Genomic DNA, 15,294 nt, shown 5'->3' with positions numbered 1-15,294 from the left:
TTACTGAAATGGGAAAATTAATATTACACGAATTCGCCTTTAACAAGGTGGACGGAAAGAGCAGTGACCAAAACTCGCTTGCATACTCAAAGGTAACAAGTTGCCTTACAGTTACCTGCATCTGTACGGATGGAACCATTGCTGGTTGCCACATAGTGTTGAATCCATTTTCCTTCTGGTATGATACCTCAAAATTAACCACCATTATTAGTGGGAAAACAATAACAACGGTATGTGTTGTGGGGTCGTCAGTTTGGAATAACACCGGGCAGTTGGAAAACCTGCTTAAACATGGCCCCGACTCCGATTATTACCCGGACTCAAGAGGTGGCAATATTGCCTATGAACGGAAATACCTGGAGGAAATCATCAAAAGTGGCGGCAGCACAGCCGGTATTGAAGCGGCAATAAGCTCAATTTTTGGCAGCAAGAGCCTTAGTTTTTTTACAGGGCTTTATGGCGGAGAGTTGAACATTGAGTTTGTAGGCAAACAAGATGCTGCCACAATAAACATAAAAGGCGAAGAGATGGATTTCCCCTATCAGCCGCCACCAACGCCAGCACCAAAGCCTAGCCCAAAAACTGCCCCGAAGGCCGAGGGCGAATCAAATGATCTATCAGAAAATAAATCAACAGACAATGGAAATTAAAATAGATGCGATTAAATTTAATCACACTCCGGGCACAATAGACACCGGCGCACTGAACATAAGAAAAAACTTTGCTAATGCTATAACGGCTCCTGAATGGACGCCTGTAAAAACAGGGAAGGCAGCAAAGGCGGCCTACTCAATACATGATACCAGCAGAAAAACCATTACCGTACAGGCTAAGTTTACCTGTGATACCCCCGGCGCTGAAGTCAAGATAAGGACGCAAGGCGGAGGACACATGGGTAACGTAGTTGAAACAGACGTAACAATGGGCCCTGATTATATTACATTCTCTTTAGCAGGTACTGATTTTGACAGCCTGGGCGTTGATATATTAGACGTTAAATGGCAATGGCAGTACCAGGCTGAGGGAGATAATGGCTGGACGGATGCTGCCGGGACAACCACCGACTTTACTGTTTATACCTTGCTTTCACAATCGGGTGCGCCATGGAGCCATGCAAATAACAGTGCAGATACACAGCTGCCATGGACAGACGTTTTAGATTGGGTGTGCATATGGGCCAAAGGAAGCAAAACAGCCGATGAGGTACAGGCTGCAATAACTACTGCGATATTCCAACTGGGCGAAGCCTTACATCCTTTAATTAAATATGATACCGTAACGGGGGATAGTTATTATTCATATCCCGATTTTAAATGCACTGCCTTTTTGGAACGATTGAACGGTGGTTTTGGACGGGGTCAACTAGTGAATTGCAGTGATTGCGCCACTATTGTATCGTCCTTTACTAATATCCTGGGTTGCGAGCTCTGGCAGTCGCGAATGGAAAAGAACTTTGATTTGAGAACATTACGCGCTATCGGGACAACTAATTTTGCCGTACCTTTTAATGGTAAATTTAGCTACCATGAAGTAGCATGGAAGGACGCCTGTACGGTAGATACGAATGTTTACGATGCCTGCCTTGAGTTAAACACAAACAGGGGCAGCGGGGCGCCGGTTGGATTACTACCCGTGGATATGAAATTTGGGATCTGTTACACGCTTACAGATTACCGGGCTAACCTAACCGTAGCCGGTGCCACAGGGTGTGATGTATGTGTGCCTAAACCTGCTACAACGCGTAAAAGAAGATCAGTAATTTAACCACAAACAATTAAAAAAAATGAGCAATCAACATAACATGCATCAATGGGCCGAAACGGAACCTGGTGCAGCTAAGTTTTTCATCCACAATTACTTTATGAACGGTAATGAATTTCCTGGTTGGAAGTTAGTAACAAAAACACCTGGCGATTTTGCAGGTAGGGCTATTGACGGGTATTATATGTGGGTTAATCCCGAAGATGATCAACAGGCTTTTAAGGTAGAAGTGGTGGAAGCACCTTCATATGATGAGGCTAAGAAAATATTCCAGGAGTTTTTACAGAATTATATGCGCCCGCTGGACGAATTTGCCCGGCCGACGGAATTTGGTAACGATGCTTATGTATACCCGGAAGACGAAATGCAGCATGGCATCTTTCTTTTTGCCAACCTGGTGATAAGTGTGGATAGCGTGGCTGATACCACCATTGCCTGCAATAGCTTTATCAGGGAACTGTATAAAACGTTCCATCAACGCCCCCTGGAACATAGTCTGAAACCAAATGCCGACAATAACTACAAAGGAGTATTACAATCAACGGCCGGCGACGAAATCTCTGTGGGTCAAAGTACAGCGCTGCAGGTTACCGCTAATGAATGGTATTATTTTGTGTTAACCGGACCCGGCGAACTAAGCTTTAAGGGAGGTAGAATGGAATATGCTTCGGACGAGCCCGGAACCGCACATGTGGACCTGTATACCGTTGGCGAGGCATCTGTAATAAAAGATGTATTGAAAATAACTGTAAAATAAGCTGTCACATAACCGAAATGTTATCACAATTTAAACATACAATTTCTGATACCATTTATGTGGATAAATTGGGGTTTACATTTCGGTTAAAGGAAGATAACAGCGGCAATGTGCTGGAGGTAGAGGTTTATCTTTTTTTATTCAGGCCTTCGGATATCCCGGTATTTGAAAGAATCAACCAGCAACTTAGCTTCGATTTACAAAGTGATAGCATTAATCATCCTTATTCGGCTTCGGGTGTAATAACATTAAGCTATACTCAAAATGGTTTAACAGGTATTTGGGCCCGGTTTAATTACGGCAATGAAATACGGCATGAATACAATGGTGAAATGCTGCCTATCCCAATTCCTGTGCCCCCATATCCGCCATTTCCTCCCTACCCACCCATACCTCCGTTTCCGCCTGTGCCGCCAATCCCTTACCCGGATAACGATGACGAGGAGGTGATAATTGAAAATATAAATTATTTTGATCTGTGCCATTTTAAAACCATCAGGCCACCGAAGGGCGAAGCTGATGACACAGTGGCCGCTATAACTAACACTGACAAGTCGGCCTTTTTTGCCAATGCGGAACATGCCGCTTCAGCGCCAAATAGTCCGGCTGCTACGGAATGTTTAACAGCAGCCAGGCAACTGATGGTAGAATATGCCCAAAATATAAGTGTACCCGTTTCAGTTGGGCAATTGGGTGAACTGTACACATGGCTGATCCAGCAAAAAGATGAAATAGTGTTGGAGGCATTAAGTGCACAGTTTAATGTAGTTACGGACCACGATATCGACACCTGGTTAAGCATCGATCTAAAACCAACCGTGCAAAAAGTATGGGATTACCTGGCAGCCATATATGTCTCTGCCGGTTATTATTACCTGGTCGCTAATTTGGTTAGAGCCCTGCGCGCTTTGAACGTAATGAGTATTTTAGTAGAGAAGGACAGCCTTTCTGCAGTTGAAACAGGCAAGCTGCTGGAATGCCCCGTAATTTTGCCGGACAATTTGTTATTGCTTGGTAACAACAATATTGGCGATGCCGCTGACGGAAAATGCACAGGCTATATCACGCCGCTTGGTATAGGCGACTTGATGGTGATCAAGCAGCACCTGCTGCGATATGAGCCGGGTGAAATTGCGTTTATTGAAAACGTAATGACACACCAATTAAAGGTAAGATCTGACGAGCAGCTGCACCAGCTAAAGATCACTAACAAAAGTGACAACGATAATGCCATAGATGACCTTGATGCTGTAGATAAGTACGAAAACTACAACATAGGGCAGGAAATGGGAACGCTGGCGGCCAGCGATACGGATACATTTTCCTTTAACCCTAACATCACCAAAACATTTGATACTACTGCAAATACCGAGGCCCTTACAGGTAGCTGGACCTTAACATCGGCACCGGGAAAAACGAGCAATGAGGATGTTTTGCAATACATGCGTAATTTAACAGGTAGGGCATCGCACAGTGTTAAGCAAAAACTGAGGACGAGGTATGAGCAAACTTCCCTTACCCGTAGCACCAGCAAGGACATAAGTAAGGTGGATAATCGCGACGGACACACCAATTTGCGCGGCATTTATCGCTGGGTTAATAAAATTTACAAAACCTCGCTTATTAACTATGGCATAAGGCCGGTTATTGAGTTTGGTGTACCGTACCCGGCAGCCTCATTTAAGCTAAACGATGGCGCGTACGATATTCCTGTGCCGCCGAAGCATTTGCCGCCTGCCTTTCACTATTCAGAAATAACAAGGCACAACTATTTGACATATATTAATACTTATAATATCAGGGAATATCCCTTACCGCCTGCCGCGCAAAAAACAGTTCAGGCTGTTTTGCAAAATATGCCGCAGGTTACACAAACCTTAATACAGGTTCCGGAGGGTTACCAGGCAAGCTCGGCATCAATAAGCTATATTTTTAACGGAACAGCGTTAATGGTGATGATAGGAGAAGCTGTGTATGACAGTAGCGCTACACCTGTTAATCCAAGTAGTTCATCATCATCATCGTCATCGTCATCATCATCATCATCATCGTCGTCATCATCATCACCATCAGCGGAACTATCCCTTTTTGCAAGTCCGCCGGCACCGTCTTCATCTTCCTCCTCTTCATCGTCAAATACCTTTCCGGCGGTTCCGGCTATGTTTCCTAAACAAATAGTAAACAGCGTTAAAAATGTTGTGCCGCTGGCTAATGCAGGAAATACCATCCCGGTATCGGTAATGTGTAATTCAAATTTTTATACCATCAGCATTGAGGTGCTTTGCAACTGCGATCCGGATGTTTATACTGCGTGGCAGATCCAGATGTATCAATTGATAACAGAATGTTATGAAGAGCAAAGGGAAGCTTATTTTAAACAGGAAAACCTAAAGGAAGTCTGGACGCTGCAACGAAAAATAGAGCGGAATGAACTGAAAAAGGGTTGTTTGAAATTGCTTGCTGAACTTATTCAGCGTAAAAACCCGAATGCGTTTATCAACTGGAATTACCTGGAAAGGGCGTTTGAATGGGAAAGGATGACCTACACCTTTTTTAGCTATTGTATTCAGCAGCAAACCGGGCTTGACTGGGACGACATTCACCAGGAACTATACCGCGACCCGGAGTTCAATAAATTCCTGGAGGCCAAATCGGCTAAGGTTAATATTGCAGTAAGGCGCGGATACGAAATATATGCCCTGAATTTGATATACAATAACAACGGCGGGGCAACAAGCGGGATGCCTGTTAGCGAACAATATTTAAATTACTGCTACGAAATAGAACGAATGAACGACCGTGAAGTACGGATTGGTGAGCCCTGGAATATAGTAGTACCCACCACCATGACCATATTACAGGAAAATAACGAATTACCCGAATTTAAATAAGCAAGCTATGATACAGCCATTTATCCCATACGGAACAATTGTTGCAAATGCGAGTAACATCAACCTAACAACATACTGGTGCGGCATGAATAATTTCGGCCCTACGCTGGAGAACAACACAGGGTGGATAGTTTGTGACGGCACACAATTGTCGTCAATAATTTTCCCACACCTATTTAGGGTAATAAACAATCTATACGGCGGAACAGCCCCAATGTTCAATTTGCCCGACTACAGGGGTTATTTTTTGAGGGGATTGGCAATGAACGCGCAGCAAGATCCCGGGTATGACAGCAGGGTAGTTCAGCCCGGTAGTACGGGAACTGCTAAGGGGGTTGGTTCAACCCAGGTATGTATGGTGCAAACACATGAGCATGGGTATACCGACTATCCCGGCACACCCGCTCCGGGTGGCGACGTGGCGAATGCTGATTCATTGGTAAACGCAAAGTCAACCTTTACAACGGGCTTGTTCACTGACAACACCGGGGGTACTAAACTTACCGGCGAGGAAACACGGCCTAAAAACGTTTATGTGTTTTACCTGATCTACGCTGGACGGCCGAACGAGCGTGACAGTTTTCTGTAAGGAGTCAAAATGCAGGGAACAGAAATTTGGATAGCAGGTTACCCCGGTTTTATAGGCGGGGCCGATACCGAGCTTTTTAATAACATTCATCTCTGGATTAAAAACGGCGTGCGTGTTAACCTGGTGCCCATGTCGCCGCCTAACCCGCCTGTGCTGGCAAAATGCAATGAACTGGGCTGCGTAACACATACCTATTTCCCCGCGATCTTTAAAAATAAGGTGGTGGCCTCGTTTTGTTGTGAGGGCTTTCTTGAGTCGCTGCCCGAAATTATGGATAAGGGCCGGCCGGCGCGCGTAATATGGTTTAATTGCATGACGTGGCACTTCCCCGATGAAATTATAGCACACCAAAACGGCTGGATAGACCTGTTTGGTTTTGTGAGCGCCTACCAGGAGCAAATGTTAAGGCCCGGACTGGAAGAGCACGGCCCGGTAAACAGCTTTACGGACTATAGTCCATATTTTAATTTACAGGACGATATGTTTTGCTACCAGCCATGCAATGACAGGTTTGTTGCAGGCAGATGCTCGCGCGACGATGCAAGCAAATATCCCGGCGATCTTTGGCGCATGTTTTACAAGATCAGTGCTCCGCTCCCCGTGAAAACTGTCATAATGGGCTGGGGCGAAAACGCCGCTGCAAAATGCGGCTTCCCGCCACTGGGGATGGAATGGGAGGCGATAGCGCCCAACCAGGTTCCCGTAAGCGAATTTTACAAAAAGGTGCATTGCATTTTGCATAAAACCGGCGGCAGCCGCGAAAGCTACTGCCGCATTGTACCCGAGGCCTATGCCCATGGCGTTGCCATGATAGCCGAAAATGATTTTGCCTTCCCCGGGCTGATTGAAAATGGCGTAACAGGCTTTTTGTGCAACTCGTCCGATGAAATGTCGTACAGGGCGAGCCAGCTGGCCTTTGATGAGGACCTGCGGAAAAAGATCATCTACAACGGTTTTGCCTTTTTAAAGGAACATATTGCCAACGACAACAAATGTTGGGAGGCCTGGAAAAATATGCTGTCCTGATATTAGTATTGTGTTTATTTGCTTAAACACTTACCGTAATGCCATAAAATTAAGCGAAGCAAATAATTAGTTCTTACCACAAATCTTGATTGCCTCATCCAAACCTCCCCCTTCCGGACTACCGTGTACCCACAATTTTTAAGAATACTTGAAGTAAAATGAGCCGTAGGCTCTACCGCTTTGTAGAAAAATAACGATTAAGATTTTTGCCTCATCTCATAGAGCAATATCATTAAGTTAAGCTTTTTAGCCCTCCTTGTGCGCAGCAAAGGGAGGGCAGGTCCAGCGAAGCGTCGACCGGGTGGGTAAATCTGCTAGCTTTTTAGCCCTCCTTGTGCGCAGCAAAGGGAGGGCAGGTCCAGCGAAGCGTCGACCGGGTGGGTAAATCTGCGCGCGATGTTCGCGCAATTGCATTGGCGCCAATGCACGACGGTTCGACTCACCCCGCCGACGCTGCGCTGGGCGACCCTCTCTGCTTCGAAAAGAGGGTTAAAACCAATTAATCGGCTTAACTTAATGATATTGCTCTACGCGGCTACCCAGCCGTTAGATTTGTAAAAATCGTACCCACATCGTGCAAGAAATGCTGGTAAAGGGTAGCCACCTACGGGGCAAAATATCTTTCTTTCTATTAGCTACAAAGCGGTAGACCCTATGGGTCAAGAAAAATATGCCTGACAAAAAGACGTGGGTACACGGTAGCCCGTCCGGGGAGGGTTTGGCTATAAAGCTTTTGGGGCGAATTAAATTTGTATTTCCCTTACCTTAATAGCATTGGAGCCCCTCCTGCTAAATCACCACATTTTTCGTCCTAAATAATACATTTTGGTGTAATTTTTATCTTATAGGTTAAATAATAATCTTTAAAAAAATGTATTAGCTATTGATTAATTATTCAATACTTTATATATCTTTAAAAATAAATAAAGTGAATAAATAAGGTACTGGATATCAGTTATTTAACTTGCTTTTTACCGATAGCCTTATGAGTCATTTAAACAACTTGTAATTTTTTTGCCTTTGTGTTTGTATTTAAATCAGTTATAGCGGGTTTTACCTGTAAACGGCTGCATTTAATTGCTTTGCATGGATAATTTCGCGGATTAACGTTTACGGGAACCTGAATTCAATTGAATTTCAATAATTATAATTTATAAATCCTAATCGTACACAAAAATGAAAACAGCAACCATCCCCGCAAAAAGGGCTGCCGCAGCATTCCGTGGGGCTGGCTAAATCATTTTGTATATCCAAGTTCATTAAATTTCCTAATCAAATTAAACCCCACAACAATGAAAAAACACACAGATCCCGGTCAGGGCACAACCATTCCCGTTTCCCTTGCAAGGGAACGCGTAACAAGGTGGCTAAAGACCATTGGCGCCATGCCGGAATTTAAAAAAAATCATGAGTCGATACCAAGGGCTATATTTATTTCCTTTGATGACATTAAACAATTAGAGGCAGCCTATCCGCCCGACACCTTAAAGGGCATAAGGATGTATTTTGGCCTGGCAGGAGAAGACGAGCCGATTATAGATCCCACGGTAACCGAATTGCGCGGTATGGTAGTGCCGGTCCTGAAAACTGATGACCACAGGCACCATAAGGACCTTATAAAAAGCGATCCTACCAATCCAAATGATACGTCCATTTATGATTTTACAGCACCATGCCCGGTCTATTGTGATAAGCAAAGCGAGTTATATGTACCTTTCCTTACTGAAGAATTCGATTTAAAACCTTAGCATATGAAACATGCCTATGTTATTGTTGTAGTTCCTGCATCAATACTTATTCCATTGGGCGCGGGTTTAATTAAGAGTGGCTACAAACATGTAGTCACACAAATAATTTTTTCATACCTGATTTTTGCTGCAATAATTGAAATAGTATCGCGTTTGCTGGGAACCCACCAAGTCAATAATTTACCGCTACTGCACTTTTATACCATAATTGAGTTTCTTTTTATTGTACGATTTTTCCAATTAGCCTTAAATAATCAATTAGTCTCCCGGTATCTCGGGGGACTAATGATTATATTCTCTGTATTTTGTGTGTTTGACTTTGTTTTTATCCAAAGTATCTACCAGTTTAACTCTTATCCGCGGCCAATTGGTGCACTTATAATTATCGGGCTATGTATTTATTATTTTTTTAAATATGGCGAATCTGACAATCAAAAACCCTGGGTACAGGAGCCATTAAACTGGATGGTTACCGGTTTGTTGGTTTACTTTGGCAGTTCGTTATTTCATTTTGCATTTTTAAATGTACTTTATGAACATGCGAGCTTAAAGGTAAATTACATTTTTGGCACCATCCACGCCACGCTGGTAATGGTAATGTACCTGTTATTTACAGCCGGTTTTTTATATGCAAAAAACGAGTGATAATATTTTTATCCTGCTGCTGCTTGGCATAGGCGGTGTGTTTATGCTGGTTGTTTCATTTGTAATCATTTTCATTCGCAACCAAAATAAACTACTGCAAAAACAAAAGCAATTGCAGCAGGCCGAAATGGCCCATCAGCAGCAACTCCTGCAAACGGTTATTGAATCGCAGGAGGCGGAGCGCAAGCGGATAGGGCAAAACCTGCACGATGATGTAGGCACGGCACTCTCAAACCTGCGGCTTACCATTGAAGCCTTTAACCAGGATAAGCCGGCTGATGCGGATAGCTTTAGGCGTGCCAGTAAGTCAATTATCGACAGGGTGATCCAGGATGTGCGGCATATCTCGCATAACCTGTCGCCACCCGGGCTGGAATATTACGGTTTTTTGGGGACACTCGAGGAACTGTGTGAATTTACCACCCAAAGTAGCCGCCTGCAGGTAAATATCACTAACAACGCCGGCGAAGCGCCCGACCAGCTTGAGCAGAACGCCGCAATTTCGCTATACCGGGTTATGCAGGAACTGCTCAACAACACCCTGAAACACGCAGGGGCAACAGAGGTGCATATCGATTTTGACAGCGAGGAGGATGGGGTGCTCATTAGCTATCATGACAACGGCTGTGGCTTGCCGTTAACCGACCAAAAAAGAGGTATGGGAATGCTGAATATAGAAAGCAGGCTGCGGATAATAGGCGCAACCTTTAATATGGAAAGCCCGGACGGCAAAGGTTTTAAAATGCTCATCAGGATAAAAAATATAGCCTGGACTTAAAATGGAAACAATTCGCGTAGCAGTTATTGATGATCAAAATATCTTCAGGCAGAGCCTGGCTGCATTAATAAGAAATGAGGAGGGGTTTGAGCTGGCAACGGAAAGTGTAAACGGCGATGATTTTTTAGCGAAATTAAACGCCGCAACACAATTGCCGCATCTTGCCCTGGTCGACATGAATATGCCCGGTTTAAACGGCATCGAGCTGAATGCCATACTGCATCAAAAATATCCGACGATACGGGTGATCATCCTTTCCGTACACGGGCAGGAACGCCTTATTGCCAAAATGATCCATGAGGGGGTGTGCTCCTACCTCCTTAAAAACTGTGACCGCGACGAACTGATATTAGCCATAAAAACCGTTTATAAAAGTGGCTTTTATTTAAACGCCAATGCCCTCGAAGCCATTCAAAAGGTTTCGGCATACAAAACAAAGGTGGTAAGCGGCATCAGTTCGATCCCGGTTGAGCTGACGATGCGCGAAACCGAGATCCTGCGGCTTATTTGCCAGGAATACAGCAATGTCGAGATCTCCCAGCGTCTGTTCCTGAGCGCCCGCACAGTGGAGGGCCACCGGAATAATTTATTGTCGAAAATAGGCTGCCGCAACACGGCCGGGCTGGTGTTATTTGCTGTTAAACACCGCATTTATGAAATGATATTTTAGGGTCTTATACGTCTATAGGTTTACACAAAAGTGAAACATTCTGATAGTCAGCATGTTTCACAGCGTTCCGGGTGTTCCATGTGCAAAAATGGAACGCTTTTCCGGCGTTGCTATGTCGAAATCAGTTTATTAAATGAATTGATTCACCCCTCACTTTAACACCTTAACCAGCATATCGGCAATTACCTGGTCGCCCTTGTCAGATGGGTGGAGGCCATCAAACGTATAATTTATGGCCTCAACCGGGTATGGATATTCATCAGCATCAGGGTTGAATGGCACTCCCTCAAAATCGGGATATTTATAGTTCTTATATTGGCCGGTTGCCGGATCCCTGAGGTGCTTAAATTTCACCATATTTTTCAGCTTCATCCCGCTTTTATAATAAAGATCAACCACGCTATAATGCTCATACGCACCAATTTGCTTTACCGCATCGGCAAACTGCGACAACATTTGCCCGTTTTTTGCCTTGTAAGAGCCAAAGGCATTGTTATGACTGTCGGCTACGTAAACAAAATCCTGCCGTTGCATCGGGGTGATCAGGATCACCTTAGCATCCGGGTTAAGCGCTTTGATCTTATCTACAATGACCCGGTAAGCACCGAATACCGTGTTTAGTCCGGCGTTGTGGCGGTAATCCTCAAAAGTGCCTAAAGGCAGGCCCTGCCACCAGTCGTTAGTGCCAAGGAAAACCGAGTAAATATCAGATTTTTGCAGCCCAAGTTTTTCAATTTCCCTTGCAATCCCAACTGCCGACCAGCCGTTATGCCCCTGGTTAATGTAATGGATGTTTGGCAGCTTTTCGGTCACCCTTGTCATATAGCCTTTGGTTACCCGGTTACCTGTTTCATCCAAATGATCGTTAAGATAGGTGATAGAATCGCCGATGGCGGTCCAGCTTTTTTCGTTTGGCGCGAACGAGGTCAGGCCCAAAACGGCAATAAGCATTATTATTTTTAGTCTCATTTTATAAGCCGGGATAACAATTGATTTTTACAAAAAGCAAAGATTCAAAACTTCCGGTGAAGTATCAACGCGTTAGGTGACGGATAGGGATGGTTTTGTAAATACTTCAATTTATACTTGCCATTGTAATTATAACCCTTGTTAGGCAACGGGACTTTCCCGGTAAACCCTTAACGCCCTTTATACATAAATACATGCTCCAGGTAAAACCGATCTATTTTTGCATTTTCCTTCTATTTGCCTTCACTGCGATTTCAAAAGCCCAAACCAGCGATCCCGGGCTTAAGGCACTGGAAACGAAATTTGTGCATATCCCGGACTCTATCCAAACAAGCGTTTATTGGTATTGGATCTCAGATAATATTTCGAAGGAGGGAGTTGTAAAGGACCTGGAAGCCATGAAGAAAGTGGGCATCAACCGAGCCTTTATCGGGAACATAGGGCTGGACGATGTTCCGTACGGAAAAGTGAAAATGTTTTCGGACGAGTGGTGGGATGTGCTACACACCGCGCTTAAAACTGCCACGCGCTTAAATATCCAGATAGGTTTATTTAACGGACCGGGATGGAGCCAATCCGGTGGTCCATGGATCAAGCCGGAGCAATCCATGCGGTACCTTAATTCATCGCAGGTTATGGTAAAGGGGCCGATGTTATTCAATAAAAAACTCGATCAGCCGCAAAAGCAATTTCAGGATGTTAAGGTTTTGGCTTACCCGGTAGCCAATGATTTTGATGGGGATATCAGCAGCTTTAAGCCATCATTGTCTTCCGTGCCTGTTATGGACTCCCTTGGTAATTTGATAGATAAAAACGAATTAACAGCTATCCATCTAACCAGGGGCCAGCAATATACATTTGATGTCAATACCAAATTACTCTATACTGTTCGCAGTGTAGTTATTACACCGGTTAAATACCAGGTTACCTTAGAAGGTGACATCCAGGCGAAGATAAATAGCGTATACACTACCCTGAAACATTTTTCTATTGATCGCTCTAATGCGGCATTGAACGTAGGTTTTATGCCATTTGGCCCGGCTGCCTTCACAATTCCGGCGACGACTTCAGATAGCTTTAGGATAGTATTTACCAGCGTGCCTGGAAACAGTGACATTGCGGAGATCAAGCTGTCCGCTACGCCGGTAGTCGAAAATTATATCGAGAAAACCCTTGCCAAAATGTGGCCTACTCCGCACCCATTCTGGAAGGATTACCAATGGCTGCCACAAGTTGCAGAGAAATCTGACTATACCATCGACCCGGCAAAGGTTATCGATATTTCAAAATATATGGCTGCCGATGGTACGCTGAAATGGAACGTGCCTGCCGGTAACTGGGTGATTGAAAGGACGGGTATGTCGCCGACCAATGTTCACAATTCGCCGGCACCGCCTGCCGGAACCGGTTTGGAGGTAGATAAAATGAGCACGGCTCATGTTGAAGAACACTTTAATGCATTTTTAGGCGAGATCATGAAACGCATTCCCGCCGAGGACCGCAAAACCTGGAAGGTTACGGTAGAAGACAGCTACGAAACAGGCAGCCAGAACTGGACAGACAATTTGGTGGCTGAATTTAAGCAAGCCTACAACTACGACCCTACGCCTTACATTCCCGTGCTGCAAGGTAAGGTTGTTGGAAGCGAAGATATGTCAGATCGCTTTTTATGGGATTTGAGGCGTTTGATTGCTGATGATGTTTCCTACAAATACGTTGGTGGACTAAGGGACATCAGCCATAAATACGGTTTGACTACCTGGTTGGAAAATTATGGGCATTGGGGATACCCCGGTGAATTTTTACAATACGGAGGGCAATCGGACGAGATTGGCGGTGAGTTTTGGAGCGAGGGTGATTTGGGTGATATAGAGAACCGTGCAGCGTCATCATCAGCACATATTTATGGAAAAACAAAAGTGTCGGCTGAATCATTTACAGCGGCAGGAAGTCCTTTTTACAGGTACCCGGCTATGTTTAAAAAACGCGGTGACCGCTTTTTTACCGAGGGGATCAACAATACCCTGTTACACGTTTACATCGAGCAACCAAATGACGATAAGCTGCCCGGCCAGGATGCCTGGTTTGGTGTTGAGTTTAACCGCTTAAATACCTGGTTTTTCGATATGGATATCTTCCTTAAATATATTAAGCGCTGTAACATGATGCTGCAACAAGGCCGATACGTAGCTGATGCAGCTTATTTTATTGGCGAGGACGCGCCAAAAATGACCGGAATTACCGATCCGCCGCTGCCACAGGGTTACTCGTATGATTATATCAATGGCGAGGTTCTCAAAAGCAGGATCACGGTAAAGGAAGGGAAATTAACCTTACCAAACGGGATAACCTATAGCATTTTGGTATTGCCCAAGCTGGAAACCATCCGCCCGGAATTATTGGCAAAAATAAAGGATTTGGTAAATCAGGGTGCAGTTGTGTTGGGTCCAAAGCCGAGCAGATCGCCGAGCTTGCAAGGGTATCCGGCATCAGACAAGCTGGTACAAACTGTTGCTGACGAGTTATGGGGTAAAATTGATGGCACAAACTTCAAGGTTAACCATTACGGGAAAGGGATGGTGATTAACGGGATGGACATGCAGCAGGCAATGGACCTGATCAAAGAGATCCCGGATGCGAAAATTACCGGCAGCGATTCGATATTATACATTCACCGGCACCTGGCTGAGGGATCGGTTTACTTTATATCCAACCAAAAAAACGCTACGGTAAATATTACCACGACCTTCAGGTTAACCGGGAAGAAACCGCAATTATGGAATGCAATTGATGGGTCGGTTCGCGATCTGCCATCGTTTACCCAAACAGCAACTACAACATCGGTGCCGTTAACGCTGGCGCCGTTTGAGAGCGCATTCATAATTTTCAGCAAGGACGCCGTGAAGGGCGATACTACAAAAATGAATTTCCCGGTTGCTCAAAAAACTATTGAAATTACGCAGCCATGGACGGTAAGCTTTGACAGCAAGATGCGTGGGCCGGCTAAACCTGTTGAGTTTACTACGTTAACCGATTGGTCCTTAAACTCAAATGACAGCATCAAATATTACTCAGGTACTGCGGTTTACCACAACACTTTTAAGCACAGTAAAATTGTGAAAGGCGCAAATTATGTAATTGATCTTGGCGTTGCTAGGGCTATTGCTAAGGTAACCGTTAACGGAATTGAGGTTGGCGGCGCATGGACCCCGCCATACAAGGTTGATATCACCAAGGCGCTTAAGCCGGGTGTAAATACCTTAGAAATAAAGGTTGTAAATACGTGGGTTAATCGTTTGCTTGGCGACAGTAAGTTGCCGGTGGCTGAAAGAAAAACATCAGCAGCGGTTCTGCCAAATCCACAGCAAGGGCTGGAATCGTCGGGTTTATTAGGGCCTGTTAAAATAGAAGAAATTAAGTATTAATTTTAAGTTGGTGGTTTATATTGGGTTGCACTCTG

At 44.6% G+C, this 15,294-nt stretch carries 12 protein-coding genes; 11 read left to right on the top strand and 1 reads right to left on the bottom strand.

Features of this window, described 5'->3' with window-relative positions:
- Positions 1-8: 8 nt before the first annotated feature.
- The 10 genes from KXD93_RS10780 (at position 9) to KXD93_RS10735 (ending at position 10,865) form a co-directional block, all read left to right on the top strand.
- On the top strand, positions 9-650 hold the full coding sequence (locus KXD93_RS10780; RefSeq protein WP_258137102.1) for a hypothetical protein: 642 nt from the start codon (positions 9-11) through the stop codon (positions 648-650).
- Positions 640-1,764: a hypothetical protein gene (locus tag KXD93_RS10775; protein WP_258137101.1), complete on the top strand. Its 1,125-nt coding sequence runs from the start codon at positions 640-642 to the stop codon at positions 1,762-1,764. The genes KXD93_RS10780 and KXD93_RS10775 overlap by 11 nt, the downstream gene beginning before the upstream one ends.
- Before the next feature lie 19 nt (positions 1,765-1,783).
- A complete protein-coding gene (locus KXD93_RS10770) occupies positions 1,784-2,518 on the top strand; it encodes a hypothetical protein (protein WP_258137100.1) in 735 nt (244 codons plus the stop codon).
- Between the two features lie 17 nt (positions 2,519-2,535).
- Positions 2,536-5,409 carry a hypothetical protein gene (locus tag KXD93_RS10765; protein ID WP_258137099.1) on the top strand — a complete coding sequence of 958 codons (2,874 nt, stop codon included), beginning with the start codon at positions 2,536-2,538 and terminating at the stop codon, positions 5,407-5,409.
- A 7-nt stretch (positions 5,410-5,416) separates the two neighbouring features.
- The gene (locus KXD93_RS10760) at positions 5,417-5,998 is read left to right on the top strand and encodes a phage tail protein (RefSeq protein WP_258137098.1); all 582 of its coding nucleotides are present in this window, start codon (positions 5,417-5,419) and stop codon (positions 5,996-5,998) included.
- A 9-nt stretch (positions 5,999-6,007) separates the two neighbouring features.
- Positions 6,008-7,024 carry a glycosyltransferase gene (locus tag KXD93_RS10755; RefSeq protein ID WP_258137097.1) on the top strand — a complete coding sequence of 339 codons (1,017 nt, stop codon included), beginning with the start codon at positions 6,008-6,010 and terminating at the stop codon, positions 7,022-7,024.
- Between the two features lie 1,292 nt (positions 7,025-8,316).
- Positions 8,317-8,772, top strand: a complete 456-nt coding sequence (locus KXD93_RS10750) for a hypothetical protein (RefSeq protein WP_258137096.1) — start codon at positions 8,317-8,319, stop codon at positions 8,770-8,772.
- Positions 8,773-8,775: 3 nt separating this feature from the next.
- A complete protein-coding gene (locus KXD93_RS10745) occupies positions 8,776-9,417 on the top strand; it encodes a hypothetical protein (RefSeq protein ID WP_258137095.1) in 642 nt (213 codons plus the stop codon).
- Complete coding sequence (locus KXD93_RS10740) at positions 9,401-10,195, top strand: sensor histidine kinase (RefSeq protein WP_258137094.1); 795 nt, start codon at positions 9,401-9,403, stop codon at positions 10,193-10,195. Before KXD93_RS10745 ends, KXD93_RS10740 begins: the two co-directional genes overlap by 17 nt.
- A 1-nt stretch (position 10,196) precedes the next feature.
- Positions 10,197-10,865: a response regulator transcription factor gene (locus KXD93_RS10735; RefSeq protein WP_258137093.1), complete on the top strand. Its 669-nt coding sequence runs from the start codon at positions 10,197-10,199 to the stop codon at positions 10,863-10,865.
- 150 nt (positions 10,866-11,015) lie between these two features.
- On the opposite strand, the gene KXD93_RS10730 is transcribed toward KXD93_RS10735, so the two are convergent.
- Positions 11,016-11,834 (bottom strand): SGNH/GDSL hydrolase family protein, encoded by an 819-nt coding sequence (locus tag KXD93_RS10730; protein WP_258137092.1) that lies wholly within the window; start codon positions 11,832-11,834, stop codon positions 11,016-11,018.
- 194 nt (positions 11,835-12,028) lie between these two features.
- Between KXD93_RS10730 and KXD93_RS10725 the strand changes: the two genes are divergently transcribed.
- A complete protein-coding gene (locus KXD93_RS10725; RefSeq protein WP_258137091.1) occupies positions 12,029-15,259 on the top strand; it encodes a glycosyl hydrolase in 3,231 nt (1,076 codons plus the stop codon).
- The last annotated feature ends 35 nt before the right edge of the window (positions 15,260-15,294 follow it).

It is taken from the genome of Mucilaginibacter phenanthrenivorans (assembly GCF_024721155.1).
GTDB lineage: Bacteria > Bacteroidota > Bacteroidia > Sphingobacteriales > Sphingobacteriaceae > Mucilaginibacter > Mucilaginibacter phenanthrenivorans.
This window is presented reverse-complemented; position numbering and strand designations above follow the sequence as displayed.

Coding starts and splice junctions, on each gene's coding strand:
- KXD93_RS10780 (WP_258137102.1), top strand. CDS start 9: ATGGGAAAATTAATATTACACGAATTCGCCTTTAACAAGGTGGACGGA.
- KXD93_RS10775 (WP_258137101.1), top strand. CDS start 640: ATGGAAATTAAAATAGATGCGATTAAATTTAATCACACTCCGGGCACA.
- KXD93_RS10770 (WP_258137100.1), top strand. CDS start 1,784: ATGAGCAATCAACATAACATGCATCAATGGGCCGAAACGGAACCTGGT.
- KXD93_RS10765 (WP_258137099.1), top strand. CDS start 2,536: ATGTTATCACAATTTAAACATACAATTTCTGATACCATTTATGTGGAT.
- KXD93_RS10760 (WP_258137098.1), top strand. CDS start 5,417: ATGATACAGCCATTTATCCCATACGGAACAATTGTTGCAAATGCGAGT.
- KXD93_RS10755 (WP_258137097.1), top strand. CDS start 6,008: ATGCAGGGAACAGAAATTTGGATAGCAGGTTACCCCGGTTTTATAGGC.
- KXD93_RS10750 (WP_258137096.1), top strand. CDS start 8,317: ATGAAAAAACACACAGATCCCGGTCAGGGCACAACCATTCCCGTTTCC.
- KXD93_RS10745 (WP_258137095.1), top strand. CDS start 8,776: ATGAAACATGCCTATGTTATTGTTGTAGTTCCTGCATCAATACTTATT.
- KXD93_RS10740 (WP_258137094.1), top strand. CDS start 9,401: ATGCAAAAAACGAGTGATAATATTTTTATCCTGCTGCTGCTTGGCATA.
- KXD93_RS10735 (WP_258137093.1), top strand. CDS start 10,197: ATGGAAACAATTCGCGTAGCAGTTATTGATGATCAAAATATCTTCAGG.
- KXD93_RS10730 (WP_258137092.1), bottom strand. CDS start 11,834: ATGAGACTAAAAATAATAATGCTTATTGCCGTTTTGGGCCTGACCTCG.
- KXD93_RS10725 (WP_258137091.1), top strand. CDS start 12,029: ATGCTCCAGGTAAAACCGATCTATTTTTGCATTTTCCTTCTATTTGCC.